Origin of the sequence: Staphylococcus lugdunensis, from assembly GCF_002901705.1 — a bacterium.
GTDB classification, from domain to species: Bacteria; Bacillota; Bacilli; order Staphylococcales; family Staphylococcaceae; genus Staphylococcus; species Staphylococcus lugdunensis.
This window is the reverse complement of the sequence record NZ_PPPV01000016.1, coordinates 276,322-297,296: the sequence shown is the minus strand read 5'-3', so window position 1 is coordinate 297,296 and position 20,975 is coordinate 276,322. Positions and strand designations below refer to the sequence as shown.

Genomic DNA, 20,975 nt, shown 5'->3' with positions numbered 1-20,975 from the left:
GAGTGAAGAAGAATATAACAATTTAGATATCGTGAAACCTGTCAAAAATAGTGGGACAAGTATAGGGCTGGGTATTGCTATATTAATCAACGTACTATTTAGAAAATATATCTTTATATTTGATGTTCAGGTGCAACAAAGCATAGCTGTTATAAGTTGTATCATTGGATTTTTATGTGTATTTATCTTTTTCTTATATATTAATAAAAAAGTAACGCTCGATATATATAAGATAAATAAAACCCATTCAAAAATTATACTCATACCCACATTAAAAAATATTGGTTTTACATTATTTTCTTATATTTTTTTGGGAGGATTTGTATGGATGATTTTATATGGTTTAACAGTAGAAAACTTATATAATATATTTATATTTATTATATGGATAGGAAGTATAGCACTTTTCTTTTTTTTCAATATGTTTGCGATTATGGATAAAAAAGTACATGTCATATTAAAAAACAAAGAGGTGAAGATATGATTACAATAGGTAGCATTGTCTATTTAAAAGGTGGATCACAAAAAATGATGATATTGAATCGAGGTCCAATTATAGAACAAGACGATAAAAAAATAATGTTTGACTATTCTGCTTGTAAATATCCATTAGGTTTAGTGGAAAATCAAATATATTATTTTAATACTGAAAATGTCGATCGCGTTATATTTGAAGGATACTCAGATGATGATGAAATAAGATTTCAAGAGTTGTATCAAGAAATGCTAAATGAATTAAGCGATGATATAACTCGTGGAGAAGTAGAAGAAAAACAATTTGGTTTAGAATAAAGCTATAGTTGTGAATTTTATAAAATAGCTGATGAAACATATCAATTTTCATTAGCTATTTTTAACCAAAAGAAAAAAATAAAGATGTCGGTTATTAGACACTATTGTTTCAATAAAATGGAAGTGATTAACGTGCTATGTGAATCAAAAATTATAAATATGAATCCCAAATATCGAATTATAAAATACAATAATGACTATTTTATGGTTGATACCATCAGTCACTGGATTACATTTCTATTTCCAATGATTAATTGGTTTGTCCCAAAAAAATATGCCAAATTGAGTGAAGAAGAATATAACAATTTAGATATCGTGAAACCTGTCAAAAATAGTGGATCAAGTATAGGTGTGGGATTATTATAATTTCAAACGTACTATTTAGGAAATATATCGACGTATTTAATGTTCAAGTGCAAGAAAGTGTGGCTATATTGAGTTGTGTTATTGGATTTTTAGGTATATTTATCTTTTTCTTATACATCAATAAAAAAGTAACACTAGATATATATAAGAGAAATAAAACTAAATCAAAAATTATACTCATACCAACATTAAAAAATTTTGGTTTTACACTATTTTCTTATCTTTTACTTGGAGGAATTTCATGGGTGACTATGGAGATGCTTACAATAGATCACTTATATAATATATTTATGTTTATTGCATGGATAGGTATAATAGCAGGTTTCTTTTTTATCAATATGTTTGCGATTATGGATAAAAAAGTTCATATCATATTAAAAAACAAAGAAATGAATTGCCATGGTTGAACCACAAAAATAGTGCCATAGAATTAGGAACACTTAATAAATAAGATTATAAAAAACACACTTCAAAGTTTTCATTTTTTCAATATTTGCTTTGGTAGGAGCATATCATTACGTTTTAGGTTATGAACTTTATATTGGCAGTAGTTGAAAAAATTGAAAATACGCTGATACATTGCTTTTTTAATCCTAGTCAATCTTTTGGAGCGGGACTATGAATTCATAGTCCCGCTCCCATTTCTGCTATATTGAATCAACCGTTTATGAGTTTTTGTTTAGAATAAAATAGAAGCTAGCGGTGGAACAATTGCTACTATAATGACCCCAACGATAACGACGGCAATACTGCCCATAGATTCTTCTGTTTCACCTAAATCTTTGGCTGCTGCAACACCTAGTGTATGTCCGCTTGTGCCTAATGCTAAACCGCGTGCAATTGGATTGGAGATTTTAAACCATTTGACAATTTTAGTACCTAAGGCAGAGATAACCACCGCATTAAGAATAACCGCTAATGATGTAAGTTCTTTGACACCACCAATACCTGTTGATATTGGCAATGCAATCGCTGTTGTAGCTGCTTGTGGAAGCATAGAAGCACTTACAGTATTTCCTAATTGGAATAATGTAGAGACTAAGTAAATTAAAATCAATGCAGCAAGTGTACCTAGAGTGATTCCACCAAAAATTTGTAACCAATATTTTTTTAAGACATCACGTTTTTTGTATAGTGGAATGGCGAAGCTAATTGTTGCTGGTTCTAAGAAGAAGTATATAATATCTCCACCGACTTTGTACTGAGCATAGCTTATGCCTGTTAGCTTTAAGAAAGCTATGCCAGCAACCATGGCTACAAATAACGGTGCTAGTAAGAAGAAACCATTTGTCTTTTTATAAAAATATTGTGCGATTACAAATGGTATTAATGAAACTAATATTCCAAAATAAGGTGTATTGATTCCTAAATGTTCAATCATTAGTGATTATCCCCCTCAACATGTCTAGATTTTTCATTTTGTTCAGCCGTTGGGAACAATGATTTTGTTACCAAGAATTGCGATGCAAAACCAACGCATACAAGTAATAGTAATGTTGAAATAATAATTAATAAGATAATTAGAATTGGATTTTTGCTTAAAATTGGTAAAGAATTAATAACTGAAACACCTGCAGGTACGAATAAGAAACTGATGTTATTCGTTAACGCTGTACCAACACTTTCAACTTGTCCCAGCTTCACAATACCAGTACACAATGCAATAAACAGTAATACTAGCCCTATTACTGAAGCTGGCATTGGAAACGGTATAAAACTTTCAATGATTTTCGAAATAAGTAAAATCACTGCTATTGTTAATGCTTGCTGGAAAAAGTTATACGTTTTAGACACAACAGACTGACTATGAGCCTTTGCTTTATTCACATTTTCATTTGCCATAATATCAATTTCCCCCTGGTTATTAATCTTGATCACATTTTAATATGAAAACGCTTCACTGTGACAAAAACATCCCCGACATACAAAAAACACACCCCCACATACAAAAAAACACACCCCAGATGCAGGGGCCCAGCAAAAAGAAATGCAAAACGCATTTCTACGGACAACGCAAGGTGGGGTGGACCCAACAAAGTGAAGTGCATTTCAACGTGATAGAGTCCACTGGTATACCTGCCAATCAAAAAAGTATTGTATATAAAAGAAGCACAAAGAGGATTTTTAATTTCTAATCATCTTTGTGCAATTATTTTGGAATTTATGTCTTATCCTGTTCATAGACTGTAAATCTTCACTAAAACAATGTAAAAATATTAACTAAATTAATCCTGTAAATAAGAAAAAACACGAATCAGCGTCTTGCATTTGATTCGTGTGTTAGATTTATGCTTTAATCTATACCTATTTCTTGTTTAAATGTTTTCATATATGATCGGCTAACTTGTAGCTTGATATCAGACGTCATGGTAAGTTGATAGGTATAATTAAACCAATGTTCTACAGTCTTAATATGCACTTTATTAATAATGGTTGAACGATGTATTTTAAGAAATTGTGTTGTGGGTAATTTCTTTTCATAATAATTGAGCTTTTCAGAAGTTTGGTAATCTTGGTTTACTGAATGAATGGTTGTAATGCCATTATTGACGGTTACGGCTACAATATCTTCTACATTAAGCACATGAATGCGTTCATCCACCTCAATCGGCAGTACGGTTTGCTTCGTATGCGTGTTTATATTTTGATGATTTTGTGGTTCTAATTTATTTTGATCTGCCGCTGAATTTACATACTGTTTGGTGCGGGCAATTTTTTCTATCGTCTGTTCAATGCGTTGTTGCTCGAATGGTTTTAATATATAGTCTGTAGCATTTAACTCAAAGGCTTTAACTGCAAAGGTGTCATGAGCCGTTGCAAAAATAATGTAAGGTGCATGTTGCATCTTTTTTATTTTTTCTGCAAGATCAATACCACTTTCGTCCATGAGATTAATATCTAAAAAAACAGCATCAAAAGACGCATATAGTAAATGTTCTAAAGTCTCTGATATATTTTCAGCTTCTTCCACATGTTTTACTGTTGGAATATTATCTAATAAATAATGTAATTCATTACGTGCTAAAGGTTCATCATCTACGATTAATATGTTCACTTAAATATCCTCCTTTTGTTCATGATAAGGAATCATACAACTGACACGAGTTCCTTTATTTGTAGAAGTAATAGAGAGTTGTGAAGTTGGGCCATATAAGCCGATTAATCGACGATTTAAATTTTCTAAACCACTGCCAGTGCCTGTTTCAGAGTTGACGCTTATTTGACCTAACAATGGTATGCGTTCTTTTGGAATACCTTGACCATTGTCAGTTACAGTTAATTGAATCGCATCGTCGTGTTGACTAGCAGTGACGGTAATATGATTATTTGCTTTTCTATTTTTAAACGCATGTTTAATCGCATTCTCCACTAATATTTGAATAATAAATGGCGGTATCAAAATGTGGTGGTATTGTTTATCGATGTGATAATCGATATGAAATCGATTAGGAAAACGCGCTTGTTCGAGTGACAAATATGCTTCAACTTGTTGCAATTCCTTTTCTAATGTGATGGTATTATTGCGCGCACCTTGTAAATTTGAACGAAAGAATTGGCTTAGTTGTAACAGTAATTTACGTGCTTTTTCACTATCAATGCGTACTAATGCTGATATTGTATTGATAGCATTGAAAAAGAAATGCGGATTAACTTGCGCTTGTAATGATTTAATTTCTGCATCACGTAATAATTTACTTTGTGTTTCTGCTTTACCCAGTTCTAACTGACTTGAAAAAATCTCGGCTAAGCCTCGTGCTAACTGCTTTGTCGAATTTGTAACATCGTGTTTGTCTTTAAAGTAGAATTTTAATGTGCCAACGACATTATGATTGGTATAAAGTGGAATAACAATTGCGGCTTCAAGTGGACAATTGTCATGATTGCAACCAATGCCTTCTTTAGATTCGGCTTCTTTTAATTGTCCACTTCTAATCACTTCTTTGGACAAATTTGTAATGATTTCTTTTTTGGCAATATGATGATCACTTCCTGCGCCCACATGTGTTAAGATATCTTTTTTATTAGTGATTGCTACGGCAGAGACATTCATAAGCGGTAAAATCACCTCTGCCACACGTTTAGCAGAAGCTTCATTAAGCCCTGCTCTAAAATAAGGCAGTGTTTCATTAGCTATTTGTAATACATCGTGAGTTTGAACGGCACGTGCTTGTTCTTCTTGTTTCAATGTGGATAAAATAATACTTAAGAAAATTGCGGTGCCAATACTATTAATTAAAATCATGGGTAAAGATATTAATTGTACGAGTTCAATAGCAGCAGTGGTATCTTCTGAAAATATTAATATACATAGCATTTGAATCGCTTCATTGATAATACCGATAACTGCCCCTTGCAGAACCGTTGGATAACGATGATTTTTAATGGCTAAATGTCCGATAAACCCTGATGTTAAACCTATAATAATAGATGAAATTAAATAGGTGTAGGCATCCGCGCCTCCGATATACATGCGTGATAAACCGGATATGATACCTACAAAAAGGGCAACATATGGACCCCCAATTAATCCGGATGCACCTATCGTTAACACGCGTGTATTTGCCATGGAAGCTTCAGAATTTAAATGATAATAAATATTGCTTGAAATAATTTGACCATCTTTAATTTCAATGCCTGTAAAATTTGAAGTAATCGCAAACAGGCCAAAAATAATTAACAATTGCCACTGTGAACGCCATTTTTCTCGCTCTCCCATCATTGTTTTAAAATGACTTGTGTTCATCAATAAATAAGCAATGATAATAATGAGCCCTACACGTTCTAATAATAAAATAAAAAGGTTGAACATTGTGCCATACTCCCAAAAAAATATTTTCCACTTCTAAATAACTGAAAAGTGTTATATAACAGTATTTTAACAGGTTTTTATGCTCATGTGTTAAACAGTCATTGTTTTGTTAACTGTGGAAAATTGAAAATGAATAGAGTAAAATATTTATCTATAAACATATATTCCGACTATTTAGAGAAATAATAGTTAACATGCTTTTATAATATAATTAAGTATGTAATTCCATTTAAGCTTTAGATATGATAACGTTTTCAATATACAATCATTCATCTCAGTTTGAAATTTTAGGAGGCAATTTTTTATTATGAACACTTCACAAGAATTTAGGGGAGATAATCGACTGCTAGCAGGTATTATTATTGGGGTCCTCACGTTTTGGTTGTTTGCGCAATCAGTAGTGAGTGTTATACCAGCGCTGCAGTCTTCATTTAATGCCAATATAGGGACAATTAACATTGCTGTTAGTTTAACTTCCCTGTTTGCTGGCTTGTTTGTCGTAGGTGCTGGAGACATCGCTGATAAGTTTGGCCGTGTCAAGATGACCTATTTAGGGCTAGCATTAAATATCGTGGGTTCATTATTAATTATTATTGCACCATTTCCTTGGCTACTTATTACAGGACGTGCTTTACAAGGACTTGCTGGAGCATGTATCATGCCTGCAACACTGGCTATTGTTAACACATACTTTTTAGGTAAAGAACGCCAACGTGCATTAAGCTATTGGTCTATTGGATCATGGGGAGGCAGTGGTATTTGTTCTTTATTTGGCGGTTGGGTCGCATCTACAATTGGATGGCACTGGATATTTATTATTTCAATAGCGCTGTCATTTGTTGCATTCTTTTTAATTAAACATACACCGGAAACGAAAGCTGAAACAACTGGCTCAGAAGTTAAAAAATTTGACGTTATTGGACTAATTTTATTAGTGATCACATTGTTAAGTGTCAATGTTGTAGTGACGCAAGCATCAGATAAAGGACTATTCTCACCAATGATTCTCACATTATTTGTTGTGTTCTTTATAGCGGGCTTTGCTTTTCTTATCTATGAAAATAAAGCTGATAATCCATTGGTAGATTTTCATTTATTCAGAAATAAAGGATATAGTGGTGCTACAGTATCAAACTTTATGTTAAATGGCGTTGCTGGTGGTACGATTGTAGTTATTAATACGTTTTATCAACAAAAATTAGGCTTTACATCAGGACAAGCTGGTATGATTTCTATTACTTATTTAATATCAGTATTAATCATGATTCGTGTAGGAGAAAAGATTTTACAAGCACAAGGTGCTAAACGACCATTGTTATTTGGCAGTGCGTTTACATTTATAGGTTTATTATTACTGTCATTAACGTTCCTGCCAGATATATGGTATATCATTTCTAGCGTTGTAGGGTATCTGCTTTTTGGTACTGGACTTGGAATGTATGCGACACCATCAACTGATACGGCAGTTGCCGAAGCACCGGATGAGAAAGTAGGAGTCGCTTCTGGCGTCTACAAAATGGCATCGTCATTAGGGAATGCCTTTGGTGTTGCTATGTCCAGCACAATTTATGGCTTATTTGCATCAGCAATGAATTTACAGTGGGGCGGTGCTGCAGGTGTGCTCTTTAACGCTGGAATTGCAGTATTAGCATTCTTTATGATCTTATTACTTGTACCAAAACGCACCAATATGACACCGTAAAAATATTAGTATGGAGCATTTTTATGAACATCATTGAGGCAACGACTTATAAAATAAGTGTTGTCTCAAAATTTTTAGTCCATTTTATCTAAAAATTAAGAATATTATGTTAATGTTGTTGACGCTAACATAGTTAAGTAGTATTTTAAAATTAATTAAGGTGAAAGAAGGAGCATACAAACATGAAGATAGCAATTGCAGGATCTGGTGCTTTAGGTAGTGGCTTTGGCGCTATGATGTATAAACAAAATTATGATGTGACATTTATTGACGGCTGGGAACCACAAGCGCAAGCTGTCAAACAAGATGGTTTACATATCGATATTAATGGGGAAGCAAATCATTTAAATATCCCAATGTATCACGATACAGAAATTCCTAAAGGTGATCAGTATGATGTCATCTTTCTATTTACTAAATCAATGCAACTAAGTGACATGTTAGAACAGATTAAGCCACATATTCATGAACAAACGATTATGGTTTGTACGATGAACGGATTAAAACATGAAGATGTCATCGTTAATTATGTAGATGAAGCACGCATTGTACGTGGTGTGACGGTGTGGACAGCAGGCCTTGAATCACCAGGACATACACATTTAATGGGTGCTGGACCAGTTGAAATTGGCGCATTAATACCTGAAGGACAGGCAAATGTCGATATTGTTTTTGATATTTTGAAACATTCAGGATTAAATCCATTGAAAAGCGAAAATTTACAACAATCGATTTGGAAAAAGATTTGCGTAAATGGAACAGCAAATGCATTATGTACAGTCTTAGAATGTCGTTTGTCAACATTAAATGCGAGTGAATATGCACTAAATTTAGTCTATAAATTAACGCAAGAAATATTAGCAGTGGCAACCATTGACGGGGTACATTTAAACGTAGATGATATTTATGACTACTTAGTGGATTTAAACCATAAAGTAGGACCACATTTTCCTTCGATGTATCAAGATTTAATCAATAATCAACGTCTTACAGAAATAGATTACATCAATGGGGCGGTTGCACGATTAGGACAGGAACATGGTATCGATGCACCTGTGAACCAATTTGTAACGAACTTAATCCATGCTAAAGAGAGCCAACGACAAGCGAAATAAAATCACTAATGAAAGACTGAGACCAAGCATTATAATTAATTACCAATTGATAATGTGTATGCTCAGTCTTTTTTTACAAAAGGAATAGACGATGGAAGAACTGATATATTGAGTGATAACTAAGAATCCTGAACGATATGCTATACTGCGTTATCTTTATGATCCATATGATTCATACGTCGTGGGTTATTTAGAGAGAGAAACGTTTATCACCATTGCAGTGATTGCCATGCGAAATACGTATTTCTATGAAATTAAAAATATTGCTGTTGACATCAATTACCAGTGCCAAGGGCTTGATAGACGTTTAATGGAACAAAATTTTACTGACTATCGTGGTACGACAATGTATGGTGGTACAAGTGATAGTCCTGTAACACAATCATTTTATCGTAGTCTTGGTTTTAAGTATGTTGAAACTAATAAAGTTTTTTATTACCAATTATGACTATCCAGTTTGTGATAATGGAGTTCAGCTGTTTGATATGTTACTATTTAAAAATCAACTTTAATGTATGCATATTACATTATTAATTTTAAAAAATGTTTTTAAACACAATGTGCACATGTGAAATGTAACAGTGTTAACTTTAATGCTGCAACATATTGTTGAGTGCTACGATGATAAAATAAGGACGAGGTGACGTCATATGGTAAAAATATTTGTAACAGGTGCGACAGGACTAATTGGTACAAAATTAACGCAACGTCTATTAGAAGAAGGGTACGATGTAGCTGGCTTTACGACTTCTGAGCAAGGCAAGCAAAGATTAGAAGCTGCAAATGTTAAAGCATACATTGGAGATATATTAAAAGCTGACACGATTGAAGCAGCGATTGCTGACTTTCAACCCGAAATAATTATTAATCAAATCACAGATTTGAAAAAGGTTGATATGGCAGCAAATACAAAAGTACGTATTGATGGCTCTAAAAATTTAATTGATGCTGCATTAAAACATCATGTGAAAAAAGTCATTGTCCAAAGTATCGCATTTACTTATGAACCTGGAGAAGGTTTAGCTACAGAAGAGACACCATTAGATGATCATTCTACTGGTGATCGTAAAATTACGGTTGAAGGTGTTGAAGGTTTAGAGGAACAAACAGCACGTATGGATAATTATGTAGTTTTACGCTTTGGTTGGTTATATGGTCCAGGAACATGGTATGGCAAGGATGGCATGATTTATAATCAATTTATTGATGGTGAGGTAACATTATCAGATGGTGTGACGTCATTTGTTCATTTAGATGATGCTGTAGAAACTTCTATCCAAGCAATTAACTTTGCTAACGGTATTTATAATGTTGCAGATGATGAACCGGTCAAAGGTTCTGACTTTGCACAATGGTATAAACAACAACTAAAGGTTAATCCTAAAGTGAATATTACACCTTCAGAGCCATTCGAACGTGGCGTATCAAATGAGAAATTTAAGTCACAAGGTGGCACGCTACAATATAAATCATGGAAAGATGGCATGAATCCAATTCAATAATTAAGCGAGATAATAGAAAGCACGCGCGTCTTCGGTGGAGGACTTGCGTGCTTTTTACATATGTCAGTGTTGTGAAGATGTTTGATCACGTTGGGCGATGTAGTTTTCAAGTTGTATTGCTGCCGCCTGAGCTTGTTTCTTATATCGACGATGGCCAAAATGAGTTTGTACAATTAAGAATGAAGCACTAACAACCCAATAGAGACTAATAGCTGCAGCTGAATGCAGCGAAGCATAAACGATGAATAAAGGAGAAAGCACCATCATAGTATAATAAGTTTTGCGTTGTCCTTTAGGATAATGGATTGCATTGACCAGTGGTTGAATGAAGTAAAGTAAACCAGCTAACAATGCCAACCAAATATCTGGATGCATGAGGTTAAACCATAAAAAATGTGGATGTTGTGCCAATGCATCAGAGGTTGGATGCTTAATGCAAGCTAACAATCCTAAAATGATTGGAATTTGAATAAAGATTGGAAGAGATCCTAAAATACTTTTAAATGGACTAATACCATATTCTTTATATTTAGCTAACAACAATTGATTCGCTTCTTTACGAATCTCTGGCGTTGAAGCTTGGCGCATTTGTGTTTGAATGTCACTTATTTCATCTTGTACGATGGCACGTTTTTCTCGTAATGTATGCATTTGTTTCATTTGATTTAACATTAGCGGTAACAGAATGGAACGAATAATGATGACAATGAGAATAATAGCAATACCATAGCTATGAAAGAGTTGACCTATGCTGTGTAACAGCCAATCGATAGGTTTAACAAATACATAAAAAAAGAATCCCGTTTGATGTTGTTTTTTTGAATAATTACAGCCAGCTAGTAGCAGTATGCAGCTAAAGAATAAGAGTCGTGTATGTTTATTCATTGCTAAGCTCCTTCAACAAATAATTGTTAAACATAGCATAACACAAAGATTAAAAAAATAACTAAACCTAATTAATTTTTATTTCAAATTAATTAGGTTTAACGATAAAATTTATCTTTTTTTCTTAGAGAATAGCATCGTTACTAATGTGATAGTAGCGCATAAGATAGTGAGCATAACAGACCACAATGCCAGTTTGGCATGCAGTGGTAACCATACCATGATAAAGTCCCAATTGGTGTTGCCCATAACTAAATCTGGTAGCAAATAGATAGCTGTCATGAGACTAATAAAGACAGCCATAATAATTAAAAAGTAACCTAAAAGTTTCCATTGAACATGAATGACAAATGTACCGTGATAGATATTGATTATTCGACGTAACATGTAAAAAGCAATGGCAATTGTGATGAACAGACTTAAAGTGATAATGACGTAAGAAACTAATGAACTTTGATTAATTGCATTTTCAATTGTTGTGTAATTTTTGTTATTTAAAATTTGACTGTTCAAATCTTCAGCTATGTCAGGTGTTTTATCTGAATAGGCATTGGCCAGCACAACAATGCCATAGTTTTTCTTTTTATTTAGCAAGATATACGATGAGAAGTTCTCAAGGGTACCAGGATGATATACAATTGTATTTGCTTCTGAGTCATCAACGAACCAGCCAGTTGCATAACTAGGCGCTTTATTATCGTCTGCCGTTTTAACTTTCGGCTTATGTGAAGACTGAACTAAAGATTGCGTGGCTTGTGTTGGGTTAAGTTGACGGCTCATCCATGATTCTAAATCTCTTGTACTAGATACCATATAAGCGGCTGGGCCATCACCAACATTATATTTAGGATTATCTTTTACGGCTTTGCCATGCTTGATTTCATAACCTTGAGCTGTTGAACCTTTTTTCTCGGTATCACCTTTAACATAGGTTTGATGCATATTGAGTGGTGAGAAAATTTGGTTTTCAAGGTAACTAGAATAAGATTGGCCTGAGACCTTTTGCACAATTAATCCCAAAATGTCGTAATTCATATTTGAATATTCAAATTGATCACCTGGTTTATTATTGAGTTCACGTCCTTTTATGCTATCAACGATACCACTTAGACTATCATTTTTACTGGTAATGGTGTCATTATCTGTAATATCTCCAGGAATGCCACTCGTTTGTGCAATCAACTGATTTATCGTGATATCATCTATTCTCTTATCTTTATATTTCATATAAAAACCAGGAACATATTTAGAAACTTTATCTGAGAGATGCAGTTTGCCTTCATTTTCTAATTGTAAAATTGCATAGCCTGTAAAAGCTTTTGTATTTGAAGCAATTTCATAACGTGTTTTCGGTGTGGCTTTTACCTTAGTACTGGTATTTGCATAGCCATATCCTTTATTTAAATAGACTTTATTATCTTTCATAATCAACACAGACAGTCCGGGAATATGTCCACTATCCATTTCACTTGTGATAATTTTATCTATATAATGTTGTGATGACTTAGATAACATCGTTTCTGTCTTCTTCTGATTAATATGGTGATTGATTATCATGGCGATCGTAAGTATAGTGACCACAAAGATGGTTCCGCCTAAAAAGGCAAATATTTTCTTCTTCAACGTGATTTACCCCTAATTTTGCTAAATTATTGCACTCAACTCATTTTAAAACATATGCTCATTATAACAATTTTAATTATAAAACGCGCAATAAAGGGCTTCATATATTGCTAGCAATTATTTTATAATATAAAAACAATAGTAAAGCAGTTAAATATTTATGGCAATTTGTAACAAATTGGGCAAAAATATTTATTAAATTTCTATGACAGCGGTATACTTTTCTTAGAGATGGGAGTATAGTTTATCCATCGAAATGTAATAAATAAGGAAGAGTAGTTATGTTCAATCAATTTAAAAGACTAATTATTGGCAAACCTAAAAGAAATAGAGAATTAAAGAATGAAAAGATTAGTAAATTTAAAGCATTAGCGATTTTATCTTCGGATGCCTTGTCATCCGTGGCTTATGGTCCAGAACAAATTCTGCTTACCTTGTCTATTGTAGGTGCTGCAGCAGCATGGTATACCTTACCAATTGCAGTTGCAGTGCTTATCTTGTTAGCAGCATTGACACTATCATATAGACAAATCATTTATGCTTACCCTAAAGGTGGAGGTGCCTATATGGTATCGAAATCTAATTTGGGAGAAAAATGGGGCTTACTCGCAGGTGGCTCTTTGCTTGTCGATTATATATTGACGGTAGCGGTAAGTATTTCATCAGGTGCAGATGCACTTGTTGCTGCAATTCCAACACTTTATTCACATAAAGTGTTAATTGCATGTTTATTAGTATTGTTTATTTTATTGTTAAATTTACGTGGTTTAACAGAATCTGCTACGGTGTTATCTTATCCGGTGTATTTATTTATCGTGGGCCTTATTGTGATGATTATTATAGGAACATTTAAAGTAGCTACAGGTCAGGCAGAACCACACATGCAATCAGCTGTAGGAACGGCTGTGCCAGGAGTAAGCTTATTCTTGCTATTAAAAGCATTTTCTTCTGGGGCATCGTCATTAACTGGGGTAGAAGCGATTTCTAATGCTGTAACAAACTTTAAAGAACCAGGACCTAATAACGCAGTTAAAACACTTATCGCTATGGGTAGTATTTTGGGCTTCTTATTAGTGGGCATCGTAGGCTTATCATATTGGTATGGCATTTTACCACAAGAAGAAACAACGGTACTATCACAATTAGCTAAACATGTATTAGGCCAGAATGTGGCATATTATTTTGTACAGGCTACGACAGTAATGATTCTAGTTCTTGCTGCAAATACAGGTTTTACGGCCTTTCCAATGCTAGCTGCAAGCATGGCTAAAGATAAATATATGCCAGTCATGTTTACGGCGAGAGGTGATAGATTAGGTTATTCTAACTCTATCATCGTCTTAGGAGTACTTGCGATTATTTTAATTATCTTATTTGATGGTAAGACTGAAAATCTCATTCCATTATATGCCACAGGTGTATTTATTCCATTTACATTAGCCCAGTTTGGTATGGTCATTAAATGGATAAAGGGTCGAGAAAAAGGATGGGCTGTCAAACTGATTGCGAATGCAGTTGGTGGTACCATTACTTTTGTCGTATTTATGATATTCTTAATTACGAAATTTAATCAGGTTTGGCCAATTCTCATTTTCTTGCCAATCGTCGTTATTGGCTTCTTAAAAATACGAATGCATTATAGAGATATTGCCGAACAATTACGTTCAAATGCGATGATTCAAGACATGCCAATCGTGGATAAAAATTTAGCATTAGTACCGATTAGTAGTATTACATCTGCCGTTGATAAATCTATTTATTACGCGCAAATGATTGCAGATGACGTCATTGCTGTGCATGTGTCATTTGGAGATAAAGATGAAACATGTTTGCAAAATAAATGGAAAGCTCATTTTCCAGATATACGTTTGGTTATTTTACGTTCAGAATATCGTAGTGTGATACGTCCAATATCACGCTTTATTGATAAAATTAATAAAAAAGCTAATGATAAGAACTATGTCATCACCGTGGTTGTACCTCAATTTGTAACTAAAAAGCCATGGCATAACTTTTTACACAATCAAACGAGTATTCGCTTGAAAATGCATTTATTCTATCAAAAAAATGTTATTCTTGCGACGATTCCGTATAAGTTAAAAAAATAATTAAACCCTGTTGTACAGATGATAAAGGTTAGACGGGGATATAAATCCAAAAATAAAAGCATAAAAAGTCTGGGACATCATTATGTTTTAGGCTATGAATGCCATATATTGGCAGTCGTTGACTGGATTGAAAATATGCGTATACCAAGCTTTTTCAATCCGAGTCAATCTTGCCGGGGCGGGACTACGAATTCATAATGAATTCTGTTCCGCTCCTTTTTTAACATGTCATAGAAATTTATGTGCTATACGGATTTCTTTTTTATTTTGCTTAAAATATTAAAAAAGTTATTTAAATAGTAAGTCAACTATTGTAAAATTTAAATATAACATCGTTTTTGAATTGTATGACGCTAGTATTAAATACGAATAGAGAAGAGGAACAAATATGCGTAAAGGTATAGTTATGATTTTACTTGCATTAGGACTTACATTAGCTGGTTGCTCACACCATGATAATGATAACAAAGAGTCATCAACCAAATCGGATAAATCATCTAAAACAGATACTGAAACAGTTAAAATTAAAGATGACGATAAGATGACTGACAAAGAAAAAGAATATAAAGAATTAGAAAAGAAAGCAAGTAAAAAAGAAAAAGTAGACATCATGGGCAAGTTGGATCCACTTGTTACTGAAAAGTCATTAACAAATAAAACAGGTATGCAAGGTTGGAAAGATTATAAAGAACTTATGAAAAAGGTTGAAATTGCAGATTATAACTATGTTAAAGAATCAAAAGGGGCATCTATGAAAGAAGTTGATGACTTCTTTAAAGATAAAAAAGGTGTTAAACGTAAAGAAATAAAAAATCCAGGTGGTCTGAAACAAATTGACTATTGGTATGTTGATCCAAGTGGTAAGAAAATAGGAAAGAGCAATATCCCAGAGTTTTATGCTGAGATTTTAACTAAATATAAAGATGGTAAACTCGTTTATGCGTCAATCGAACCAGGATTCTATACAGCTGATTTTGCAAAAGCTTTAGATGGTGACAAAATGAAAGACATTAAAACATTAAATCAATTGGTAGCTCCTAAACCAGTGTCTTACGGTATAGGACAAATGAAATATTCTGGTATTCCATTAGTCAATGTATCAGTCATCGCTAAAGCACCAGCGAAAAAGAAAGAAGATCAAGTGCCAGTACTTGCTTTCTATACTTTCTCACCGTTTAATTATAATAGTGATAAAGAACCACAAGTTGCTTATTTAAGTGGTATTGAATTTATGAGTGGTTCTAGGGATTTTGGTAACAGTAATTATCTATCTATGATGAAATTCATTAAAGAGCAAAAAGAAGTATTAGACCAAGGTGTACATGATTCTTAAATTCATTAAAAAGGTACGACTTCCATAGTTAAGGAGGTCGTACCTTTATATTTGTACAATTAATGTGTTGATTCACTGGCTAACACAATTTCATTATAGTTGATATTTTCACGAATTTGTTTCGCGATATCATTCGTTATTTTATTGTTGGCAATCAGTTTATCGAGTACGTCACGTTGTGTATATAGTGCTTGTAATTTTAATGATTGTTGGGTTTCATTGCTAACAATTAATTCGTTTTTTTGGCGTGCTTTTATTTTTGAAGCACTTTGACGTAAGGTTTGAGTAAGGTTCGTATAGCGATTAATGACCAAGCTTACTTCAAGTACGTTACCACTATGTTGTTCTTCACGCATTTTTAAGATGATATTATGGTTGACGATACGCATAATTTTTTGCACATGCTTAAAGCCATCTTGATATTTTTGACGTATATCATTACGCTCAGATTTGTCACTGCTTTTAAGTGCTTTAAGGCGTAGATAGAATAATTTGATAAAGCGTGAGAGCTTTTTGATGAAAGATGCTTCTCTAAAAAATTGAGAATATTCAATTACACCTCGATAATTCGAAATATCTTGCTTAGTGATACTTCCTTTAGCAATTAAACGTTCTAACGTTTCTGTCTCTATTTTTTCTGCAATATCTTCTAAACGGCGCAATTCCTTTGTATTTTTATTATCAGGCTCTATATTTAATAAGAAAGATAATTCATTAAAGTATTGGTTTAAAATTGGTCGATAGTCAATGTCTGGCTGTGAGGTTGACTTTTCTTTAAAAGAGTCAATGACTTGCTGTACAATGAAAATCTTTGCCGATTGATAGCTCATTCCTTGGAAATCTGTCTCATGTGCTGATGGTGTGATGAGCGGCAGTATAATTTGCGCTAAGATCAGGCTAATTAACACCATTAAGGCTGCGATAAATAATAAATCATTACGATATTCAAAATGTTGCTGTTGACCTACTAATTCTGGAAGTGTTAAAGCCATTGATAATGAAATGGTACCGTGAATACCGCACATCGTCATGATAAATGCATAACGACTACGTGTTGGAATAGAACCACTGTCATCATCCAAATAAGACTGCACATTTTTAGGGGCATAAAAGTCCTTAAACCAAATATACACCCATATATAACGAAAAACATAAATGGCTACGGCAATACTAAGCGTAATGCCAATTAAAAACATAATATTTTCTGGCTCTACGCGAATAATTTCATCCACAACTTCAGGAACGATAAAGCCAAGTACTACGAAAACGAAGCCATTTAATGCATAACTCAGTGTAGTCCAAATCTGGTTGTAGTTCATTTGTAATTCCGTTTGGGCACGAATGAGACGGTCACGCTCTAAGCCATGAATGAGACCAGCAATGACGACGGCAATAATTCCAGATGCATGTAGTTCTTCGGCAATAAAATAAACAACAAAAGGTGTCAAAAGTTGGATAAATGTTAATGTATTGTTATCTTTTAAACCTTTATTTGCTGTAAGATAAATACGTAAACGAACTACCAAAGTGCCAATGATAATGCCAATTAAAATACCTAAAATAGTGGACACAATAAATTGTCCTATGGCATGAAAGGCAGAAAATGACCCTGTAACTAAGGCTGTTACTGCAATTTTAAAGGAAATGATACCTGCAGCATCATTGAGTAATGATTCGCCTTCTAAGATAGCCATTGAGCCTTTGGGTAACATTTTTCCTTTTGTAATAGCGGATACTGCTACAGCGTCAGTCGGACATAAAATCGCTGCAATAGCAAAAGCTGCTGGCATAGGTAAATCAGGCCAAATCCAATGAATAAAATAGCCGACACCAATAACTGTTGCGAATACTAACGCCATGGCCATTAAGACGATGGGCTTTTTGTACTCCATCAGCTTTGTACGCGACACGTGAGTGCCTTCAACAAATAATAACGGTGCAATGACCGCAAACATGAAGACTTCAGAATCAAATTTAAAGTGAATCGGAATGGGGAGTATGAATAAACAGACACCCAAGGCGATTTGTATAAATGCAGCAGGAATTTTAGGAAAGCGATTATAAATAATCGAACTGATAATCACTGCAGTAATAAATAATAAGAAAGCTTCAAGTAATTCCATAACGCACTCCTTCTAGTATAGATAATATAGTTATTTTATCATGAAGTACCTAGAATGAAATAAAGAAGTGTTAAAAAGTATCCCTCAGTCACGATATTAAAGTGATTGAGGGATGAATATTTTTGATATTTATTCTTTAATCTTTGTTGCAAGGCGACGCCGATAGAAAAGAAATAAAAAGATAAACCATATTGGTGAGATAAATAGAGCCATTCTTGTTTCTTTACTAAAGAATAATAAAATGAAAATCAAAGCAAAGACACCTAAAATAACATAGGCCATCCACTGTCCGCCTAATAATTTAAATGTATTTTGTTTATGTTGTTGGGGATGCTGACGTACATATTTGATATAAGACACAACAATCATGGACCATACCACTATAAAGAGCACAGTAGATAGCGTTGTTACATAGATAAATAATTGTATCGCGTTAGGAAATATATAATTGAGTAATACGGCTACTAATAAGATGACTGACGATATTAGCATGGCAATAAAAGGAACACCATGATGATTTGTTTTTGTTAACGGTTGAGGGCCTAAGCCTCTTTTAGCCAATCCAAATAAAATACGACTATTGGAATAGATGCCACTATTTGTTGCAGAAGCGGCAGCAGTTAACACAACGAAATTGACAATACCAGCCGCAAATGGAATACCGATTAATTTAAACATTGTTACGAAAGGACTACTGTTTGTACCAATTTTATCCCATGGAATCACAGACATGATGATCAGTAAACTACCAATATAAAATAATAATATGCGAACAGGTACATTATTGATAGCCTGTGGAATCGTTTTTTCTGGATGCTTCGTTTCCCCAGCAGTGACACCAATTAATTCGATACCAACAAATGAGTATAGTGCAATTTGAAATGACATTAAAAAGCCAAATGAACCATGAGGAAACAGCCCTTGATACTGTGCCAAATTAGTAAAAGAAGCTTGTCCATAATAAGTGTGTATTCCAAATAAAATAATCACCAAACCTATAAGGATAATGGCGACAATTGTTATAATTTTAATAATCGCGAACCAAAACTCGATTTCCCCAAATAATTTCGCCCCTAATAAATTAAATAAAGTTAGCATAAATACGATAGATAAAACCGTAATCCAGTGGGGAAAATTGGGAAACCAAAAGCTAAAATACTGTCCCATAGCTGTCAAGTCTGACATGCTGGAAATAATCCAACTAATCCAATACGTCCATCCAATTACAAAGCCGCCAAAAGGACCGAGAAAGTCATTGGCAATGTCTACAAAGGAATTGTATTGCGTATTACTTAGCAACAACTCTCCTAAAGCACGCATAAAAGCAAATAACACCATGCCAATAATCATATATGCCAATAATATGGAAGGGCCAGTTAACGAAATGGTTTGGCCTGAACCTAAAAAGAGACCAGTGCCAATAGCGCCACCAATGGCTATTAATTGGATATGACGATTGCTTAATTCTCTTTGTAATTGCTGTGCCATAAAGTCATCCTCCATATAAACGATAAGCTTGTCGAAATCATAGCTAAATATGCTATTTAAACTTTGAGGTCAAATATTTTTTATAGGTCATAATAATGTATATTTATGTGTAATTATGATGAAATATGGTTTTATTATACAGTTAATTATAGAAATTACAATTATCTTTAGGTATATGTAAGTTTCAAAATTTTAAAATGTGTAGTGCTTGTGACATAATGATTATAAGTAACAAGCAAAGTAGGAAGTTTTATGAAAATAGGCACTATTTCAGATTTACATATCGATCGACATACTTATATAAATAGTGAAGGTTACATGCAGGCTTTGGTTGACTGTGCCATCAAGCGGCAATTGGATTTATTAATTATAGCCGGAGATATTTCTAACAATTATCAAATGACGTGTGCGTTTATCTCTCAAGTTAAAGCCCAAATAAATATTCCTGTGCTATTTGTACCTGGCAATCATGACTATTGGTCAGATCAATTAGATCATAGCTCAACTGATATTGTCACATCTTTTCGTCAGCAACCAGAGTGTCTCATGACACAGCCTTATATTATCAATGACAATTGGGCAATTATAGGCTCAACGGCTTGGTATGATTATAGCTATGCACATGAACGTTTTTCAGAAGAACAGTTACAAAGCGGCAAGCATTATGGGGCGACCTGGCAAGACAAAGTCCGTATTGATTGGACAGTGGATGATCGGCAATTATCAAAACAGTTTGCTGATGAATTACGAGCGCATGCTTCACAAGTAGCACCAAGAAAACTTATTATAGTAACGCATATTGTGACTCACCCTGCATTTATGGTTCCGACACCACATCGTCTATTTGATTTTTTTAATGCTTATATTGGGACGACAGACATTGACAGTATCTATCAGGATTATCCTGTACGTTATAGCATTATGGGGCATGTGCATTTTAGAAAAGAACTGACAGAAAATGGCATAACGTATCTTTGCCCATGTCTTGGCTATCAACGGCAATGGCGAACGGATGATATCATATCAGAAGTCAATCATGCATTAATGGATTTTACAATTAATGATTAACAAGAAACATAGGTTGCTAAATGATTAAAAATGATAAGTATCATACATTAATTACATGGT

17 protein-coding genes and 1 pseudogene are annotated in these 20,975 nt (G+C 33.7%); 10 read left to right on the top strand and 8 right to left on the bottom strand.

Annotated features, from left to right (window positions below; all coding sequences use genetic code 11):
• The 3 genes and pseudogenes from CD041_RS08325 to CD041_RS08315 form a co-directional block, all read left to right on the top strand.
• Positions 1 to 484: DUF443 family protein (locus CD041_RS08325; RefSeq protein WP_258027217.1), on the top strand; the 484-nt coding region annotated here is incomplete at its 5' end.
• Complete coding sequence (locus CD041_RS08320; protein WP_070648236.1) at positions 481 to 792, top strand: DUF4176 domain-containing protein; 312 nt, start codon at positions 481 to 483, stop codon at positions 790 to 792. The genes CD041_RS08325 and CD041_RS08320, both read left to right, overlap by 4 nt.
• Positions 793 to 924: 132 nt before the next feature.
• Positions 925 to 1,565: pseudogene (locus CD041_RS08315) on the top strand (DUF443 family protein).
• A 272-nt stretch (positions 1,566 to 1,837) separates the two neighbouring features.
• Here the strand turns inward: CD041_RS08315 and lrgB are convergent.
• From lrgB to CD041_RS08295, 4 genes are all read right to left on the bottom strand, one after another.
• Positions 1,838 to 2,539, bottom strand: coding sequence for an antiholin-like protein LrgB (gene lrgB, locus CD041_RS08310; RefSeq protein ID WP_070648237.1), 702 nt, complete (start codon positions 2,537 to 2,539; stop codon positions 1,838 to 1,840).
• Positions 2,539 to 3,000: an antiholin-like murein hydrolase modulator LrgA gene (gene lrgA / locus CD041_RS08305; RefSeq protein WP_002478678.1), complete on the bottom strand. Its 462-nt coding sequence runs from the start codon at positions 2,998 to 3,000 to the stop codon at positions 2,539 to 2,541. The genes lrgB and lrgA overlap by 1 nt, the downstream gene beginning before the upstream one ends.
• A gap of 451 nt (positions 3,001 to 3,451) precedes the next feature.
• Positions 3,452 to 4,213: a response regulator transcription factor LytR gene (locus CD041_RS08300; protein ID WP_002460335.1), complete on the bottom strand. Its 762-nt coding sequence runs from the start codon at positions 4,211 to 4,213 to the stop codon at positions 3,452 to 3,454.
• Entirely contained in the window at positions 4,214 to 5,968 is a 1,755-nt protein-coding gene (locus CD041_RS08295) for a sensor histidine kinase (protein WP_002460334.1), read from the bottom strand.
• Between the two features lie 307 nt (positions 5,969 to 6,275).
• Here CD041_RS08295 and CD041_RS08290 point away from each other — a divergent pair, with 307 nt between their 5' ends.
• The 4 genes from CD041_RS08290 to CD041_RS08275 all read left to right on the top strand — a co-directional run bounded on the left by CD041_RS08290 (position 6,276) and on the right by CD041_RS08275 (position 10,287).
• Positions 6,276 to 7,670, top strand: a complete 1,395-nt coding sequence (locus CD041_RS08290) for an MFS transporter (protein ID WP_002478679.1) — start codon at positions 6,276 to 6,278, stop codon at positions 7,668 to 7,670.
• Between the two features lie 182 nt (positions 7,671 to 7,852).
• Positions 7,853 to 8,785 (top strand): 2-dehydropantoate 2-reductase, encoded by a 933-nt coding sequence (locus CD041_RS08285; protein WP_070648238.1) that lies wholly within the window; start codon positions 7,853 to 7,855, stop codon positions 8,783 to 8,785.
• 112 nt (positions 8,786 to 8,897) lie between these two features.
• Positions 8,898 to 9,233 carry a GNAT family N-acetyltransferase gene (locus CD041_RS08280; protein WP_225306483.1) on the top strand — a complete coding sequence of 112 codons (336 nt, stop codon included), beginning with the start codon at positions 8,898 to 8,900 and terminating at the stop codon, positions 9,231 to 9,233.
• A 202-nt stretch (positions 9,234 to 9,435) separates the two neighbouring features.
• A complete protein-coding gene (locus CD041_RS08275) occupies positions 9,436 to 10,287 on the top strand; it encodes an NAD-dependent epimerase/dehydratase family protein (protein WP_070648239.1) in 852 nt (283 codons plus the stop codon).
• A gap of 63 nt (positions 10,288 to 10,350) precedes the next feature.
• Here the strand turns inward: CD041_RS08275 and yidC are convergent, their stop codons facing one another.
• Together yidC and CD041_RS08265 are read right to left on the bottom strand one after the other, a co-directional pair.
• The gene (gene yidC, locus CD041_RS08270; RefSeq protein ID WP_002492843.1) at positions 10,351 to 11,172 is read right to left on the bottom strand and encodes a membrane protein insertase YidC; all 822 of its coding nucleotides are present in this window, start codon (positions 11,170 to 11,172) and stop codon (positions 10,351 to 10,353) included.
• A 111-nt stretch (positions 11,173 to 11,283) separates the two neighbouring features.
• Entirely contained in the window at positions 11,284 to 12,795 is a 1,512-nt protein-coding gene (locus CD041_RS08265; protein ID WP_062078055.1) for a serine hydrolase domain-containing protein, read from the bottom strand.
• 281 nt (positions 12,796 to 13,076) lie between these two features.
• Here CD041_RS08265 and kimA point away from each other — a divergent pair, with 281 nt between their 5' ends.
• Complete coding sequence (kimA, locus tag CD041_RS08260) at positions 13,077 to 14,903, top strand: potassium transporter KimA (protein WP_002460323.1); 1,827 nt, start codon at positions 13,077 to 13,079, stop codon at positions 14,901 to 14,903.
• Between the two features lie 388 nt (positions 14,904 to 15,291).
• Positions 15,292 to 16,236, top strand: a complete 945-nt coding sequence (locus CD041_RS08250) for a hypothetical protein (protein ID WP_002478684.1) — start codon at positions 15,292 to 15,294, stop codon at positions 16,234 to 16,236.
• Positions 16,237 to 16,295: 59 nt separating this feature from the next.
• Here the strand turns inward: CD041_RS08250 and CD041_RS08245 are convergent, their stop codons facing one another.
• Together CD041_RS08245 and CD041_RS08240 are read right to left on the bottom strand one after the other, a co-directional pair.
• Entirely contained in the window at positions 16,296 to 18,359 is a 2,064-nt protein-coding gene (locus CD041_RS08245; protein ID WP_002460321.1) for a cation:proton antiporter, read from the bottom strand.
• Positions 18,360 to 18,488: 129 nt separating this feature from the next.
• Positions 18,489 to 19,847: an amino acid permease gene (locus tag CD041_RS08240; protein WP_002478686.1), complete on the bottom strand. Its 1,359-nt coding sequence runs from the start codon at positions 19,845 to 19,847 to the stop codon at positions 18,489 to 18,491.
• 252 nt (positions 19,848 to 20,099) lie between these two features.
• Here CD041_RS08240 and CD041_RS08235 point away from each other — a divergent pair, with 252 nt between their 5' ends.
• Positions 20,100 to 20,915: a metallophosphoesterase gene (locus CD041_RS08235; protein ID WP_002478687.1), complete on the top strand. Its 816-nt coding sequence runs from the start codon at positions 20,100 to 20,102 to the stop codon at positions 20,913 to 20,915.
• The last annotated feature ends 60 nt before the right edge of the window (positions 20,916 to 20,975 follow it).

Coding starts and splice junctions, on each gene's coding strand:
- CD041_RS08320 (WP_070648236.1), top strand. CDS start 481: ATGATTACAATAGGTAGCATTGTCTATTTAAAAGGTGGATCACAAAAA.
- lrgB (WP_070648237.1), bottom strand. CDS start 2,539: ATGATTGAACATTTAGGAATCAATACACCTTATTTTGGAATATTAGTT.
- lrgA (WP_002478678.1), bottom strand. CDS start 3,000: ATGGCAAATGAAAATGTGAATAAAGCAAAGGCTCATAGTCAGTCTGTT.
- CD041_RS08295 (WP_002460334.1), bottom strand. CDS start 5,968: ATGTTCAACCTTTTTATTTTATTATTAGAACGTGTAGGGCTCATTATT.
- CD041_RS08290 (WP_002478679.1), top strand. CDS start 6,276: ATGAACACTTCACAAGAATTTAGGGGAGATAATCGACTGCTAGCAGGT.
- CD041_RS08285 (WP_070648238.1), top strand. CDS start 7,853: ATGAAGATAGCAATTGCAGGATCTGGTGCTTTAGGTAGTGGCTTTGGC.
- CD041_RS08275 (WP_070648239.1), top strand. CDS start 9,436: ATGGTAAAAATATTTGTAACAGGTGCGACAGGACTAATTGGTACAAAA.
- yidC (WP_002492843.1), bottom strand. CDS start 11,172: ATGAATAAACATACACGACTCTTATTCTTTAGCTGCATACTGCTACTA.
- kimA (WP_002460323.1), top strand. CDS start 13,077: ATGTTCAATCAATTTAAAAGACTAATTATTGGCAAACCTAAAAGAAAT.
- CD041_RS08250 (WP_002478684.1), top strand. CDS start 15,292: ATGCGTAAAGGTATAGTTATGATTTTACTTGCATTAGGACTTACATTA.
- CD041_RS08245 (WP_002460321.1), bottom strand. CDS start 18,359: ATGGAATTACTTGAAGCTTTCTTATTATTTATTACTGCAGTGATTATC.
- CD041_RS08240 (WP_002478686.1), bottom strand. CDS start 19,847: ATGGCACAGCAATTACAAAGAGAATTAAGCAATCGTCATATCCAATTA.
- CD041_RS08235 (WP_002478687.1), top strand. CDS start 20,100: ATGAAAATAGGCACTATTTCAGATTTACATATCGATCGACATACTTAT.